The sequence below is a fragment of the Bradyrhizobium lablabi genome (assembly GCF_001440475.1).
In the GTDB taxonomy this organism is placed as follows: Bacteria; Pseudomonadota; Alphaproteobacteria; order Rhizobiales; family Xanthobacteraceae; genus Bradyrhizobium; species Bradyrhizobium lablabi.
Map to the genome: position 1 here is coordinate 356,685 of NZ_LLYB01000071.1, position 15,664 is coordinate 372,348.

Here is a 15,664-nt window from a genome sequence, read left to right on the forward strand (position 1 = left end):
CGATGAACGTGCCGATGGATGGTGGGCGCGGCGCAATGCGCCTTTGCCCACCGTACGGCTGTCGCGGGTGATGACAGCTGCAGGGGGACCTCCAGCGGCCGCCGCCAGGGGGACGATGGGACGCTGGAGGTCATGCACATGGGGGTTATCCCCACATGTGGTGGAAGTGGTGCACGATCTCGGCGAACGCCGGCTCGTGGGTTTCCACGGCCGCCGGAGCAAGATCATGTGTACCGGCGTCGGCGGCCGCAAGGGTCGTCGCGGCAGCGGCTGTAGTCGCGGCGACAGCCGGTGCTGTGGCAGGAGCCGCCGGTGCAGCAGCCGCTGGAGCAGCAGCGGCCGGTGCCGCGGCGGCAACCGCAGCCGGAGCACCCGCCGTCGACAGCACCTCAGCCACGGTCAAACCATCGGGATTGTAGGTACCGCCGTTCACCGGGATATTGTTGCCGCCGACATCGGCAGAGTTGGCGTGCATCTGCTCGGCCGCAGCGGCGACCAACGCTGCGTTTCCGGTCTGCAAGCCTTCGATCATCTTGGTCACCTCGGCTCCGAGCGTGCTGGTATCGCCGAGCAGCTCGTTGTCGAACCGTGCCTCGAAGATCCCGCCCTGCGCGGCGTCGAAGTTGGTGACGTCAGTCTGGAAGGTATGCAGGTTGGCGATAACCGCAGCAGTCGCTGCTGCATCGTGCGCGGTGACGGCCGCCATCGCCTGTTGTCCGAGCGAATTGGACTGCGCGATGAAGTTCGCCCAGAAATTGGTTTGCGCATCGTTGTCGAGATATTTCGGCGTGGGGTTCAGCGCGTCGCCAAAGGGCGTAAAGCCGGAAACGCCCCCCTGGTTTGCCATGTTCGCCAGATTGGTGTCGCCCTGGACGATGTCGATAATGTCGAGAATGTTGTCGTTGCTGGCTCGTCCCGCATCGGGGTTTATGCCGGCCTGCGCGATGTAGGTGTTCTCGAGTTCCAGCTGCCGTACGACCGCTTCCGCGTGAACGCCGGTCAGCCCGCCGAACAGCAGCGGATTGGCGGTCATCAGAGCCTGCATGTCCGTGATGATCGCATTCACATCGTTGCTGATCGTGGTTGCGTTGTCGGCATTTACGCCGCCGAGTATCTGGCTTGCCACGTCGTTGAAGATGACGCCGATCTCGGCGAGATTGGCGTGGGGCGCGGTCGCGGCCGTGACGCCATCGGCAAGGCCCACGGGCGCTGCGAGAAATCCGGTGGCGCCGTTTTGCGTCGCTAGCGCAGCGAGGTTGGCATCGTTGTTGACGATGTTGAGGATGTCGAGATGGCTCGTGCGTAGCGCCGCTTCCGCCGCCGCGACGCTGCCGAAAGTTCCGCCGCCATTTACCGAGGCTGTAGCCGCCGAGAGCGCGGTCGTAATATCGGCCAGTATCGTGTTGACATGGGTCAGCGTGTCGCCGGTGAATTGTCCTGCGGCGACCTCCGCCTGAAGACCGGTTTGCACGGTGGTGAGATCGGCAGTGTATTTCAATACGCTGCCAAGTCCCTGCCCACCTTCCTCGACGACGTTTTGCCACAAACCGCCCACCAGGGCGCGACCCGCGTCATTGAACGTCAGGCCGAGATCCGAGAACGCCGGCGCTGAGGATGTCGGGGGTGTTGGATCGACAGGCGGTGTCGGATCGGTTGGATGCGTCGGATCAGCGGGGGGATCAGGAGTAATAACGGGGGGTGTCTGATCGTGGCGATGATGGTGATGAGAATGGCTTGCCATGGGCTGGCTTTTCTCCCTGTCAACGTGACCGATGGTCGCAACGATTGTCTTCGTTCGTGGCGTCATTCAGCCGATACCGCGGCCAACGGGCGCGGAAGCAAGGTGATAGGCGGACGAATGTATGACGCTTGATGAACTCGTCTGTGGCTTGTTCGCGCCGACAAGGTAGTCGAATGAAGGCTATCGTTTCTTTTTTTCGGAACTCGCGCGATCTGGGATGCAAGTCCGAGATGCTCTCACAGGCGGGCGAGCGCCACTATATTGGTGATGCGCGCTATCGCGCGTCGAGATGATCGTCGCTCGTTCCGCAGCGATAATGAGCCGAAGCACACAGGTGCGTCGTCCTAGTCCGACGGGAGCCGCGAGAATCGGAAGTTGCAGTGGCTCGCGCCGCCAGCCAACGTTTGCGTCCTTTCCAGGTGGATGCCTCGCGTTGCATAGGCGTCGAAATCGAGTCCACAAATGTTCGGCAAGATCTCCTTATCGCCATGGCGGGCCGCGAATTTGCAGAAGCCGCAAGCCTTGTAGTTGATGCCGAATTCAAAGGTGTCACTGGGGCCCGGCTCGACGAAATCGTAGACGAAATCTTCCGGAAACTCTTTCTGATGGCTTGTTGTAGCGCTTTTTGCAGCCTGCTCGCGCAGCAAGGTCTGATTCTCAGGCGACATGAATTGACGCCCCGAGGCGAGACGTTCCGCTTCGGGCATGGTGAGCAATTGCGCCTTGTAGGTTTCTCGCTCGATTTCGCCGATCATGGACAGCAGCACGCCGTGTCGCCGGAGCACTCGGCTGATGGCCATAAAGCCCATCAGGCGCATGAAGAAATCGCTCATACGACTTGCCGCGCCTCCGACATAGGGCATTTGGGTGAGCACGATTTCGAATTCGTCCGTCACCTCCTGCCTGATCCCAGCAATATCGGTGAGATGCGCGCGCTCGCACAGCATCGCTTCGGCAAGGTCGAGACGATGGCGCATCGCGGCCTCCATTGCACCGCGATGCGAGTCGTAAAAGGGATGGATGACCTCAGCCATTGGACACCTCTCTAATCCGGCCCGCCTTTCATTCCGCGGCGATGGCCTCGATCTCCAGCAGCCATTTGCCGTCGACGGTTTCGGCGATCATCACCGTGGACGCCGGTTCATGTCCTTGCAGCATCTTGCGGCGGATGGCGCGGTTGGGCACGACCTGGCTTTTGTCAGTCAGAAACGTATTGATCTTGACCAGATGCTCGACGCCAAGGCCGGCGGCGGCGAGTACCGCGATGACGTTGCGCCAGGCCTGCTCGCACTGCGCCTCGAAACCCTCGGGCACGCTGCCGTCGGAATTTTCCGGAACCTGGCCGCTGATGAACAGCAGCCGGCGGTACTGAGAAAGCTCCAGCCCCATGCTGTAGCCGCTGGAAGGCGCGTGGACCGCTGCGGGATTATGCCTGATAATTTCAGCCATGTCAGATTGTCTCCTGTTCGACGAATTCCAGCGCCAGGCCATGCGACGCCGCGGGCGGGATCAGCAGCACGGCGCCGGTCATCTCGAGATCGGCGCCGCTGTTTTTCAGTGTTCGCCTTGTCGCGTCGAGATCGGCGACTGCCAAACGTGCGGCGCAAAAGCGCGGCGACGTACCGACTGCGACGCCCGGCAGCCGGCGCGCGATCTCTTGGGGACCGAGCACGGTGACCCGATCGCCGCGCTCGCCAACCATCAATCCTCCGGGCACGGGCTCGGCTTCACTTTCCGTGAGGCGCTGAAGGAAACTGCGGTGCGCCGCCGGCTCCAGGGCCGACATCACGACCTCGATCACGCGCAAGACGCCGTTCGGGTGGTGCTGATAGTCCGGTTTCCAGAACAGTTCGGGCGGGTGACGCTGCTGGCAGGTGAAGAAGGCGAGCCCGGGCATGGCGGGATCGGTGGCGAAGGCCAGTGAAAACGCAACGCGAGCCGTGCCGCCGTCCGGCAGCACCGCGTCGCGGCCGAAATCAAACGGCGCATAAGCGCCGAAATGATCGGCCTTGAAACGCACCGCATCCGCATGGGCGTCGGTGCTGTGCAAGGCCAGCATCGACATTCCCTCGGCGGTGGCGAGAAAATTCTGGTTGTGGGCGGCGAAGCTGAATCGGCCGGGTTCAGCCGGCGGCACCGCCGCAGCATCGGTGACGGCCAGCAATTCCAGAAAATTGTTCCCGAACATCGCCAGGCGATTGCTGGTTCCGAACGGGTGCACGCCGGTCGGCGTGAGGTTGAAGCCGAGCTTTTGCCAATCCAGCGCAGCCTGCGCCAGATCGCGGACACAAATGACGAGATGATCGATACGGCGGGGCATGGGATCTCCGGTGCGGTGGAGGGAACGTAGCCGGCGGCATCACGCCTCGGCAAAGCATTGTTGCTGCGGTTCAGCGCAAGAAAATCTATTGCAAGGCTTGCGGCTATCGGTGACAAACTGGCCGGCGATGACCTACATCCTTCCACCGCTCAATGCGCTCCGCGCGTTCGAAGCCGCGGCGCGGCATCTCAGCTTCAAGCTGGCGGCGCATGAGCTGCATGTGACGCCTGCCGCTGTGGGGCAGCAGGTGAAATCGCTGGAGGCGCGTCTCGGCGTGCGCCTGTTCGACCGGCTGCATAAGCAGCTTGTCCTGACCGAGGCCGGCCAAGCCTATTTGCCCCAGATTTCCGACGGCTTTCGCCGCATCGCCAGCGCGACCGCGAAATTGAAGCCGGTGGGCGCGGCGCTGCTGCAGCTGGGCGTGCACGGCAATTTCGATCTGCGTCGCCTGGAACTGGCGGAGTTTCGAAGCTGCCATGAAGAAATCGGCTTGCGGGTGCTGCAGCCTGCCGGCCTGGCCGAGTTGACCGAAGGCAAGATCGATGTGCTGATCGCGCGCGGGCTCGGCCACCATCCCGGCTACCGCTGCGATCGCGTGGGCGATGGATCCGGGCTTGGCGACTGGCTGATCGCGCCCGCGGGCACCGCGGATTGTCCTGAAGTCGCAAGTTTTCGCGACTGGCTGCGCGGCCTGCCGGCGGAGAATTCGCTCGCGCCGCATCGTCGTCGCGTGGTCGGCATCGTCAGAAGTTGAGGTGATCGTGAAGCAGAAAAAATTCGGCGCAGGCGGCCCGGACGTGTCGGTGATCGGGCAAGGCACCTGGTATCTCGACCGCGGCGACCGCAAGGCGGCGATCGCGGCGCTCCGTCGCGGTATCGAAACCGGCATGACCCATATCGACACCGCCGAGATGTATGGCGATGCCGAGCTTGTGATCGCGGATGCGATTGCCGGGCTCTTGCGCGAAAAACTCTTCCTTGTCTCAAAGGTGCTGCCGAGCAACGCCTCGCGCCGCGGCACTATCACCGCCTGCGAGCGTTCGCTGAAGCGGCTGAAGACCGATCATCTCGACTGTTATCTCCTGCACTGGCGCGGCTCCTATCCGTTCGAGGAGACGGTGGCTGCGTTCGACGAACTGGTGGCCGCGGGAAAAATCCGCTCCTGGGGCGTCAGCAATTTCGATTGTGACGATCTCGACGAACTGCTCGATGTCGCGGGCGCGGGCAAGATCGCCTGCAACCAGGTGCTCTATCATCTGCACGAGCGCGCGATCGAGCATGCGGTGATCCCGTGGTGCGAGAAGCATGGCGTCGCCGTCGTCGCCTATTCGCCGTTCGGGCATGACGAGTTTCCGTCCGCGCGCAGCAAGGGCGGCGAGGTGCTGCAGGCAATCGCCGATGCGCACAAGGCAACCCCGCGCCAGGTCGCGCTGACGTTTCTCACGCGTGCGCTGTCAGTGCTCGCGATTCCCAAGGCCTCGAGCGCGGAACATGCCGCTGACAATGCGGGGGCAGGGGATCTGAAACTCAGCGAGCAGGACATCGCCGCGCTCGACCAGGCGTTCCCACGCGGCCCCAAGCCGCGCGGCCTGCCGATGCTCTGACGGGTCACTGTCCTTAACAAAGTGTTGCAATCGCGCCCTCAGCGCATATCCGCATCCCGCTTTCGGACCTAGTCGCATCGGGCGAATTGGTGTTTTTTACAACCTCGCCCGATTCGAAATTACCGCCTTCGAGATTGCCGTGACACCGCCCCCCGCCGCAGCCGCCAGGCTGGACAGCGTTCATCTGCTTTTGCCCGAAAAGAAGTCGACGATCCGCAAGGCGCCCGCGCGCGCCGACCGGCCGTTCAAGGGCATCGCGCTGGTGCTGGCCTCGACGGTATTTCTCGGCACCTCCGACGTGACGGCGAAATATCTCTCCGCGACGCTGCCCTCGATCGAGATCGCGTGGATCCGCTTCCTCGTGTTCGCGATGATCATGACGCCGGCGATGATGCCGGGTTCGCCGCTGTTTGCGATGCAGACGGGCCGGCCCGGCCTGCATCTCCTGCGCGGCCTGACGATCCTGGGCTCGTCGCTGTTCTTCATCTCCGGCCTGCGATACCTCCCGATTGCAGAGGCCTCCGCCACCGGCTTCGTCGCGCCGCTATTCGTCACCGCGCTGTCGATCATCTTCCTCAGCGAAAAGGTCGGCCTGCGCCGCTGGATCGCGACGGGCGTCGGCCTCGTCGGCGTCATCATCATCCTGCGTCCGGGCACCGGCGCGTTTCATCCTGCCGCGTTCTTTCCGCTGGTCTCGGCGCTGGCCTGGGCCTGCACGCTGATCATCACGCGGATGATGAGCGGCACCGAGCGCGCCGTCACCGTGATGGCCTATTCGTCGATCGTGGGTCTGTGCATTCTCTCCGCGCTGGTGCCGTTCGTCTGGGTGACGCCGACCTGGCACGACATCGCCTTCGGCATCTTTATCGGCATCGCCTCGACCGCGGGGCAGTGGATCGTGGTGCTGGCGTTCCGCTACGCTGACGCCTCCGTGCTGGCGCCGTTTTCCTACACCCAGCTGCTGTGGGTCAGCGTGCTCGGCTTCTTCATCTTCGGTGAGGTGCCGGACGCCTACACCATCACCGGCGCGGCGTTCATCGTGGCCAGCGGCCTCTATACCGCCCATCGCGAGCGTATCAGGCGCTCGCAGCTTCTTTCGGTTTCGGGCGAGCCGTCCCCCAACGCCTGATCGCGCACTGATTGATATCAGCGCCACAAAATCGTGGCGCGAGTGCCACAGTGCGGCCGGAAAGCGCTACTTCTCGACGCCAAACCAACAAAATCCGGAACCGCCGTAATCCTGTGACGGTACCCGCATGCTAACCTGACTTCCATTGAATGGCGCCGGAGAGCGCCGGGGAATGGGGTTCAGGGCGTTGTTTTTTCAATTGCTACCGTCGGCGCAGGGCCGACGCCGGTATATGGCTGCGTGGGCGGTCACGATGCCGGCGTTTCTTGTCGGGCTGTGCCTTTCGACGACACCAGCGAACGCGGCCTGCGCGCCCGATCCGGCATCCAGCGGCGACACCGTCACCTGCAGCGGCAACACTCCAAATGGCTTCCAGGCGGGCTTCGGCGTCACGAACCTCACGGTCAACGTGCTGTCCGGGGCGACGGTTAGCGATGGCGGCGGCGCCGCGATCAGTGTCCTGGATTCCAGCACGGTCAACAATAGCGGCACCCTGACGGCAGGCGCATTCAGCAACGGCGTCATCGCGTTTGCCGACGACAACACGGTCACCAATCTCGCCAGCGGTACCATTACAGTTGGCGATCAGGCCACCGGCATCTCGATGATGGGCAATCGCGCCATCCTCAACAATGCCGGCACGATCAATGCGGGCGTTTTCAGTGCCGCAATCGACGTGTCCGGCGACGATGCCCTGATCACCAGCAACGGAGTGATCAACGTCGCCGACAATTCAGTCGCTATTTCCGCACAGGGCGATCGCGCCCTGATCACCCATTTCGGCACCATCAATGGTGGCACCGGCAGCGCCGGCATCGCCTATAACGGCCCGTCCGGCGGCACGGTCACCAACAGCGGCCGCATCCTTCTCGGCGACGATTCCTTCGGCATCGTCGTGCTCGCCGATTCCGCCACCATCACCAACAGCGGCACCATCACTGTCGGAAGCGGTTTCGCCTTCGGCATCGACGTCAGCAGTGCCAGTCCCTTCGGCAGCAACACCATCATCAATACCGGAACGATCAACGTCGGCGCCGGCGGGTTCGGCGTCGGCATATCGCTCAGTGGCAACGGCACGATTTTCAACTCCGGCACCATCAATGCCGCTGCAGGGTTTGCGGCAATCGAACTCTGCGGTTGCGGCGGCGTGCTGACGCTCGGGCCAGGCAGCGTCATCAACGGCCTCGTGCTCGGCAGCGGCGGCACGCTGCAGCTCGGCGGCACCGGCAAGGACACCTTTAACCTCAGCCTGATCGGCGCCGGCCAGCAGTATGACGGCTTTACGACCTTCAACAAGGTCGACAGCTCGAACTGGACCGTGACCGGCACCGGCGCGCAGGACTGGAACGTGCTCGGCGGCACGCTTTCGGTCAACGGCGTCATCAACGGCCTCGTCACCGTCACTGTCGGCGGCACGCTCGGCGGCACCGGCACCATCGACGACGTCGTCATCAACGGCGGCGCGCTGGCGCCGGGCAATTCCATCGGCACGCTCAACGTGGCGGGCAGCCTGACGTTCACGGCGGCGTCGAGCTACATGGTCGAGATTTCGGGCGCGAGCAGCGACCTGACCGTGGTCACCGGCGTAGCCACGCTTGGCGGCGCGATTGTTGTTGTCGTTCCAACCGGCACGGTGACGAAGCAGTACACGATCCTGACCGCGACCGGCGGCGTAGCCGGCACGTTTAACCCGGTCGTGTCGAGCGCTTCGCCCAATCTAAACGCAAGCCTCAGTTACGACCTCAATAACGTCTACCTGAATATCGCGCTCGGCTACGGCAGCGGCCTCAACGTCAACCAGCAGAACGTCGCCAACACCCTGACCAACTTCTTCAACACGACCGGCGGCATTCCCGCAGCCTTCGCTTCGCTGTCATCGGCCGGCCTGACGCAGGTCTCGGGCGAACTCGCGACCGGATCGCAGCAGGCGACTTTTGACGCGATGAACCTGTTCCTCTCGCTGATCTCGGATCCGTTCGTGGCGGGCCGCAGCGGCGGGATCGGTGGCAATGCAGGTGCTGTCCCGTTCGCCGAAGAGAGCGCGCTTGGCTATGCCGCGAAGAAGCCCGGCACAGCGCGTGACGCCTTCGCCAAATTCCCGACCAAGGCCGATGTCGCGCGCAACGATCTGTTCGACCAGCGCTGGAGCGTCTGGGGCTCCGCTTATGGCGGCGGCAGCAACACCTCGGGCAATGCCGCGCTCGGCTCGAACGACGCCACCGCGCGCGTGTTCGGCTTTGCGGTCGGCGCCGATTATCGTTTCTCGCCCGATACACTGGCCGGCTTCGCGCTCGCCGGCGGCGGCACCAATTTCAGCGTCAGTGGTTTCGGCTCCGGCCGCTCGGATCTGTTCCAGGCCGGCGCCTTCGTCCGCCACAACATGGGAGCGGCCTATATCACCGCCGCCGCGGCCTATGGCTGGCAGGACGTGACCACGGAGCGCACCGTCACGGTCGCCGGCTTCGAGCGGCTGCGCGCCCAGTTCAACGCCAACGCCTATTCCGGCCGCGTCGAGGGCGGCTATCGCTACACCACGCCGTGGATGGGCATCACGCCCTATGCCGCCGGCCAATTCACCACCTATAGCCTGCCGGCCTATGCCGAGCAGGTGCTGGCGGGCGCCGGCACCTTTGCACTGAATTATGCAGCCAAGGATGTCACGGCTGCGCGCACCGAACTTGGCGTTCGCACCGATAAATCCTGGGCGGTACAGAACGGCATCCTGACGCTGCGCGGCCGCGCCGCCTGGGCGCATGATTTCAACACCGACCGCAACGTCACGGCCTTGTTCCAGACGCTGCCCGGCGCAGCCTTCGTCGTCAACGGCGCGGCGCAGGCGCATGATTCCGCGCTCGTGACCGGTGCTGCCGAGATGAAATGGCTGAACGGCTGGTCCGCGGCGGCGATCTTCGAAGGCCAGTTCTCCAACGTCACCAATTCCTACGCCGGCAAGGGTGTCGTACGCTATTCGTGGTGATCCTCCGCGCTAGAGCGTGATCCGGAAAGGTGGAAGCAGGTTTTCCGACTTGCTCGGGCCCGCGATGTCTGAGCGATCATCGTAATGCCCAGCGCGTAGATAACAGGAGAAATAGCGCCCGGTTACCCCTGTAGTTGGCCGCTGGTCGGGTGCTTTCAAACCCGCCCATAATCGTCGTGCCCTGGCGGTCACAGACCCGCCATTCCCATTTTGTCAGGCTTCGCTTGGTAATCAAGACTTCCAACACGGTGCCGACTCGCATCCCCAGTTGCGTACGATCAAAATACCAATGGGCATTAAGCTGTCGGTTCGCTTTTGGACTCTCAGATGTAGTTCTAGAAAATTAAGTGTTTGAAACAGTGTTTGAAACGCAGCACCTGGTGATGTCTTGGTTTGGTGGGTTTGTCACGTAATAGCAGGCGTCCCGTAAATGCAGATCGTCGCCAGCTTCGGTAGTGAACCGAGTCCAATCCTCACCTCGCGTAGAATTACGGATTTCCCGATTCATGATGGGAGCAGATCGACACCGTTTCACGATCGTCAGCCGTTTAATTTAGGGAGGAGTACAGAGGCAGTTCAATCGAATGGGCAACGTCGGCTGCCGGAATTAAAGCGGACTAGCTCTTGGCATCAAAGGCACTTCCGAGTCTGACCCAAAACAGACATTGGCGACGGGTCATTCTTCCAAGGTTGAATTGTCGCCATCGCGATGTATAACGGCGTTCGGGTGCTCGCTGCATTGAGCAGCGACAGGTTAAGCGATGGTCGGGCCGCCACGCGGAAAGCGTGCGCCCGATGAACGATAGCCCTTCATTTGACGATCTGCCGAAAGCCCAGCGGCTGGCGGAACAGGCCCTCAGCAACCTTCATCGGTTCCTGCATGTCGAGGCAGTCAGCGGTGCCGCGCTTCTCTTTGCCGCTGCCGCTGCACTGGTCTGGGCCAACTCTCCGTTCGCTCATAGCTATCACGCCTTTTGGAACCTTCCGCTCACAATCGGTGTCGGGGAACACGTCTTCTCCCAGTCGCTGCATTTCTGGGTCAACGACGCGCTGATGACAGTCTTCTTCCTCGTCGTGGGCATGGAGATTCGGCGGGAAATTCATGAAGGCGCACTGAGCAGACTCGACCAAGCCATTCTGCCGGTGGTCGCAGCAACTGGCGGCGTCATCGTCCCGGCGCTCATCTATCTGAGCCTCAACAGCGATCCGGCTAGAGGGCAGGGCTGGGCCGTACCAACCGCGACAGACATTGCCTTTGCCGTCGGGGTGCTCGCGCTGCTTGGACGAAGGATCCCAGTCAATGTACGTGTCTTCCTGCTTGCTCTGGCGATCATCGACGACATCATTGCGGTACTGATCATTGCCCTCTTCTACACCGCCAGTCTTCAGCTTGGCGGTTTCATCCTCGCGTCTATTGGCGTCCTCGCGGCTTTAGGATTTCAGCGGATTGGGATCGGTTCTGCGCCCTTTTACGTGCTGCCCGGTTCTTTGGTTTGGATTGGGTTCATGGTAGCCGGGATCCATCCAACCCTTGCAGGTGTCGTGCTCGGGCTGATAACCCCGGCACGCGCCATACCGATGCGGGAGCCGCCGTTGGAAGTAGTGTCGCGCGTGCTCAAACAGTTGCGAAGTAGCGATGCGGTGAAGGCAAGGGATCCGCAGCGGCTGGAGCAACCGCTGCGAGACCTTCGCGTAGCTCACCGCGAGATATTGCCGCCAGTGTCGCGGGTGCAGATGGCAATGCATCCGTGGGTGGCTTACGGTGTCATGCCGGTCTTCGCGCTAGCGAATGCCGGCGTCAGCTTAACGGGCGCTGATCTCTCCGCCGGGGGCCATCAGGTGATGATTGGCACTGCGCTTGCCTTGGTCGCGGGGAAACCGCTTGGCGTCGTGGGCGCGACTTGGGTCGCGGTACGACTGGGCTGGTGTCGCCTTGCTCCTGGAGTTTCGTGGGGTGGCGTCTGTCTGGTCGGCCTGCTGGCTGGCATCGGCTTTACCATGTCGATCTTCATCTCCATGCTCGCGTTTTCCGATCAAGAATTGTTGAGGGCGGCGAAACTGGGCGTGCTCTTCGGTTCGCTCGTCGCCGCCACACTCGGCCTTGGCTGGGGCGCCATCTACGTTCGACGTCAATGAAAGCGGCCAATGCCTTTCAAAGCTCCGCACGTATCGTTCGTATCGTTTGCCGTTGAGGTTCTACCCGCCGGGATCACCCAGGTGATGATCGTCGAAACTAGCTTGCACCTAAATCCGAAGCATTCCTCGTACAATAGATCCGCCGTGGAAACTCTCATTTCGGCCGCGCAAAAGTATGCTAGCGCCAACATAGAAGGTCCTGCCTCTATTCGGCTTGTTTCGACTCAAAGCATGGAGATCTGACTGCCAGCTCACCGTTGTTTCGTCGGCTATTGGCCCCTTAACGGACATGCCGTTGGATGGAATCCCGACGCTCCACACAAAAAGCGTGTTGAGCTGAGTATGAATTATCAACCGGACGTGGCTGGCCGTGTGTAACGCCAGCTCCGCGCCGACAGAGATTCACGGAGTGCGATAGCGATGACGGGAGATCTATGGGCATTGGCCGCTGCCATGTTGCTGGCTACTCTTCAGCTCACCCTGTCCAGTGTACTGACACTCCGTCAGCTAGGGGGCGCTTGGGTCGCAGGGGATCGTGACGAATTGCGCGAGGTTACAGGTATTAGCGGGCGCTTCGTTCGTGCGCACCGTAACCTGCTTGAGATATTTCCACAGTTCGTTGCCGCACTGTTCCTGGTGCATGCAGCTCATGCTGCTGGATCGCTGTCGGTAATTGGGGCTTGGGTGTTCGTCATCGCCCGGCTCTTTTATGTTCCCGCCTACGCCTTCGCACCGCCAGGTGTACGGCCAGTCTGTTGGCTCGCCGCACAGATAGGAATTTTTGCGATTTTGACCGATCTGTTTGTCTGAACGCTTCGGATAACTGCGGTTGGCTGTACCGAACGTCCACACATGGCCCTTCTCGGACCTCGTGCGGTGTCTGCTTCTCCGCCCGCTGTTGGGGAATAGGCTGACATCGAGAATTTGCGAGTACATGCCCTGGATGATGATGATGCGATTTGATGAAATCACGTCATGATCTAAGGTGAAGAAAATCACCGGGAGGATCTTTCGTGCGCGCAGCCATTTTCCGCAATGGGGAAATTGTCGTCGATGAGATGCCGGAGCCAAAACCCGGCGCCGGGCAGGTGCTGGTGAAGTCGCTGGCCTGCGGCATCTGCGGCTCCGATTTGCATGCGCGCAAGCACGCGCACCGCATGGTCGAACTCGCCAAGCATTTCCCCAGCCGCAAACCGATGAACCTTTCGCGCGACGTCGTGTTCGGCCATGAATTCTGCTGCGAGGTGCTGGACTATGGTCCCGATACCACCGGCAAGTTCAAGCCCGGCACAAAGGTCTGTTCGCTGCCGGCGCTGCTGACGCCGGAAGGTCCGCAAGGCATCGGCTATTCCAACGACAATGTCGGCGCCTATGCCGAGCGCATGCTGCTCAGCGAAGCGCTGCTGCTGGAAGTCCCGAACGGCCTTGCCGCCGAACATGCCGCGCTGACCGAACCGCTGGCGGTCGGTGTTCACGCGGTCGCGAAAGCCAACATCAAAGGTGGCGAGGTGCCGCTGGTGATCGGCTGCGGTCCGGTCGGGCTTGCCGTCATCGCGGCGCTGAAGATCCGGGGATTGCATCCGATCGTCGCCGCCGATTATTCGCCGGCCCGCCGGGCGCTTGCCGAAAAACTCGGCGCCGACATCGTCGTCGATCCTGCGCGCTCGCAGCCCTACGCCACCTGGGCCGAGCACGCCCAGATGTCGCCGGAGGAAAAGGCGGCGCGCCCGCCGCTGCAGGCGCTGTTGCCGGCGCTGAAAGCCGCGCTGATTTTCGAGTGCGTCGGCGTGCCCGGCCTGATCCAGCAGGTGTTCGAGGGCGCGCCGCGCGATGCGCGCATCGTCGTGGTCGGCGTCTGCATGGAAACCGATCGCGCCGAGCCGATGCTCGGCATCCTGAAGGAGCTCAACGTTCAATATGTGCTGGGCTACACGCCGGAGGAATTCGCGTATTCCTTGCGCCTGATCGCGGAAGGCCAGGTCGACGCCGCCTCGATGGTCACCGCCAGCGTCGGCATCGATGGCGTCGCAAAAGCCTTCGCCGATCTCGCCAACCCCGAGGCGCATACCAAGATCATCGTCGAGCCGTGGCGGTGATTTGCCGGAGCGACATGCGTAACTCTCAGGCCCTCATGGTGAGGAGGCGCGAAGCGCCGTCTCGAACCATGCGGCCCCGCTGGTGCCATTCATCCTTCGAGACGGCGCTTCGCGCCTCCTCAGGATGAGGTCTGGCATAAGAATGCACCGCGCCGTAGGGGTGGGCAAAGGCGCGTAGCGCCGTGCCCACCATCTATCCGCATTTTCGTACGATGGTGGGCACGCTCCGCTTTGCCCGCCCTACGGCATTACGGCATTTGATGCTTCGGATATTCAAGCTGCATCGCGACAAAGTCGGCGGTCTCCGTTCCGTAACGCGCCGCAATACCCGATAGCGCATTATCCAGCGCCTCCGCCGGTTTCGCATCGCTCGCCGGCAGCAATCGCGCCGCCGGCCAGTTCGCCGCGACCTGGTCGGGAATGATCCGCAGACCGCCGCGGCTCTGCTGCGGGCCGGCCGAACGCGCGAACGTCACCGCCTGCGAGCGATAGGTGCGCGACCAGGCGTCGGCGATCAGGGCCAGCGACACTTCATCGACGCCGTCCTTGAGTTCGATGCCAAGTTGCTCATGCGCCCAGAACGCCGCCGTGTTGCCGATGGCGGTCAGCGCAAACGGGCGCGTGAATTTGAAGGCGCCGCTGTCATGCCGCGTATCCCATTCGGCGAGGCCGATCTCGTGGCCGACGGCGCGGGCCTTGTCGGAGCCGGCGATCGCCTCGACCAGCGTCAGCGACATCGGCATCGACGCCGAGATGCCCGTGGTCGTCGCCACGTCCTTGTCGACCACCAGCCGGCGATCCCTGACATAGCGCATTGTCGGATGCTTGCCGCGCAACTCCTTGACCGAATACCAGTGCGTGGTCGCCTGCCTGTCGTGCAGCAGTCCGGCATCGCCGACCACCTTGGCGCCGACACAGACGCCGATCACGATCGCTCCCTTCGCCGATTGGCCCCTGATCCATTGCAGCGCCTCGGGGTCGTCATCCCGGCTCATCGCGGGCACGATCACGTAATCGGCGCCATCGGGATGCTGCGCGTCGAACTCCGCGATCGTCGCCTGCGGCTCGACCTTGAGCGTCGGAAAAAGCGTCATCGGCCCCGGTCTCGTCGCCAGCGTGATGACATCGGCGACGTCGGCCCGCCGCAGGATGCCGTAGGGCATCAGATAGTCGGTGGTTTCGGTGGCGTCGTTGATGCCGATGATGGCGACCAGCGGCCGCTGCCGCTTCGGCGGCTTCAACGCCGCAACCGTCGCGTCACGCTCGGCTTGCGCGATCGGCGGCTGCGCCGTGAGGGATGGCGCCGGCGGCAGCGACCACAACCAGCCGCCGCCGATGATGACGAGAAGTGCGACCGCGCCAAGCGCGCTCCACAGCAGGCGTCGCGATGTCATGACTTTTCCGGCTCGATATTCCCTGAGTTGAGCCAGAGTCTACCGCCGTTATATCCGGTTCGAAATGACGCAGATCCCGCGAAAACGGTCATGCGGCGAAGAGGAACCGTAGCTTCGTAGGGTGGGCAAAGCGCAAGCGTGCCCACCATCAAGCAGCACGATCGGTGATAGATTGCCCACCATGCAGCGGCGCCCCGCACACGACAAGCAAATCACTTCTGATTTTCAGAAATCGTGTCAAGCCCGGGAATCAAAAATATTCCGCTT

The 15,664-nt window shown here is 62.5% G+C and carries 12 protein-coding genes; 7 read left to right on the forward strand and 5 right to left on the reverse strand.

The features are described 5' to 3' along the window. Nucleotides 1-145: 145 nt before the first annotated feature. The 4 genes from CQ14_RS19055 to CQ14_RS19070 form a co-directional block, all read right to left on the reverse strand. Nucleotides 146-1,555 (reverse strand): hypothetical protein, encoded by a 1,410-nt coding sequence (locus CQ14_RS19055; protein WP_245320415.1) that lies wholly within the window; start codon nucleotides 1,553-1,555, stop codon nucleotides 146-148. Between the two features lie 530 nt (nucleotides 1,556-2,085). Then, entirely contained in the window at nucleotides 2,086-2,775 is a 690-nt protein-coding gene (locus CQ14_RS19060) for an L-2-amino-thiazoline-4-carboxylic acid hydrolase (RefSeq protein WP_057859358.1), read from the reverse strand. 28 nt (nucleotides 2,776-2,803) lie between these two features. Further along, entirely contained in the window at nucleotides 2,804-3,190 is a 387-nt protein-coding gene (locus CQ14_RS19065; RefSeq protein WP_057859359.1) for a RidA family protein, read from the reverse strand. Nucleotide 3,191: 1 nt separating this feature from the next. Then, nucleotides 3,192-4,061, reverse strand: a complete 870-nt coding sequence (locus CQ14_RS19070; protein WP_057859360.1) for a VOC family protein — start codon at nucleotides 4,059-4,061, stop codon at nucleotides 3,192-3,194. Nucleotides 4,062-4,188: 127 nt separating this feature from the next. Here CQ14_RS19070 and CQ14_RS19075 point away from each other — a divergent pair, with 127 nt between their 5' ends. The 7 genes from CQ14_RS19075 (at nucleotide 4,189) to CQ14_RS19110 (ending at nucleotide 14,003) form a co-directional block, all read left to right on the forward strand. Beyond that, nucleotides 4,189-4,815, forward strand: coding sequence for a LysR family transcriptional regulator (locus CQ14_RS19075; RefSeq protein ID WP_057859361.1), 627 nt, complete (start codon nucleotides 4,189-4,191; stop codon nucleotides 4,813-4,815). Between the two features lie 7 nt (nucleotides 4,816-4,822). Next, nucleotides 4,823-5,665, forward strand: coding sequence for an aldo/keto reductase (locus CQ14_RS19080; RefSeq protein WP_057859425.1), 843 nt, complete (start codon nucleotides 4,823-4,825; stop codon nucleotides 5,663-5,665). A gap of 184 nt (nucleotides 5,666-5,849) precedes the next feature. After that, nucleotides 5,850-6,794: a DMT family transporter gene (locus CQ14_RS19085; protein WP_057859426.1), complete on the forward strand. Its 945-nt coding sequence runs from the start codon at nucleotides 5,850-5,852 to the stop codon at nucleotides 6,792-6,794. Nucleotides 6,795-7,047: 253 nt separating this feature from the next. Further along, the gene (locus CQ14_RS19090; RefSeq protein ID WP_245320403.1) at nucleotides 7,048-9,771 is read left to right on the forward strand and encodes an autotransporter outer membrane beta-barrel domain-containing protein; all 2,724 of its coding nucleotides are present in this window, start codon (nucleotides 7,048-7,050) and stop codon (nucleotides 9,769-9,771) included. Nucleotides 9,772-10,566: 795 nt separating this feature from the next. Further along, complete coding sequence (nhaA, locus tag CQ14_RS19095; protein ID WP_057859363.1) at nucleotides 10,567-11,907, forward strand: Na+/H+ antiporter NhaA; 1,341 nt, start codon at nucleotides 10,567-10,569, stop codon at nucleotides 11,905-11,907. Between the two features lie 453 nt (nucleotides 11,908-12,360). Beyond that, nucleotides 12,361-12,717, forward strand: a complete 357-nt coding sequence (locus CQ14_RS48255) for an MAPEG family protein (RefSeq protein WP_430650194.1) — start codon at nucleotides 12,361-12,363, stop codon at nucleotides 12,715-12,717. A gap of 203 nt (nucleotides 12,718-12,920) precedes the next feature. Continuing rightward, complete coding sequence (locus tag CQ14_RS19110; protein WP_057859366.1) at nucleotides 12,921-14,003, forward strand: zinc-binding dehydrogenase; 1,083 nt, start codon at nucleotides 12,921-12,923, stop codon at nucleotides 14,001-14,003. A gap of 248 nt (nucleotides 14,004-14,251) precedes the next feature. On the opposite strand, the gene CQ14_RS19115 is transcribed toward CQ14_RS19110, so the two are convergent. Next, entirely contained in the window at nucleotides 14,252-15,397 is a 1,146-nt protein-coding gene (locus CQ14_RS19115) for a DJ-1/PfpI family protein (protein WP_057859367.1), read from the reverse strand. Nucleotides 15,398-15,664 lie beyond the last annotated feature (267 nt).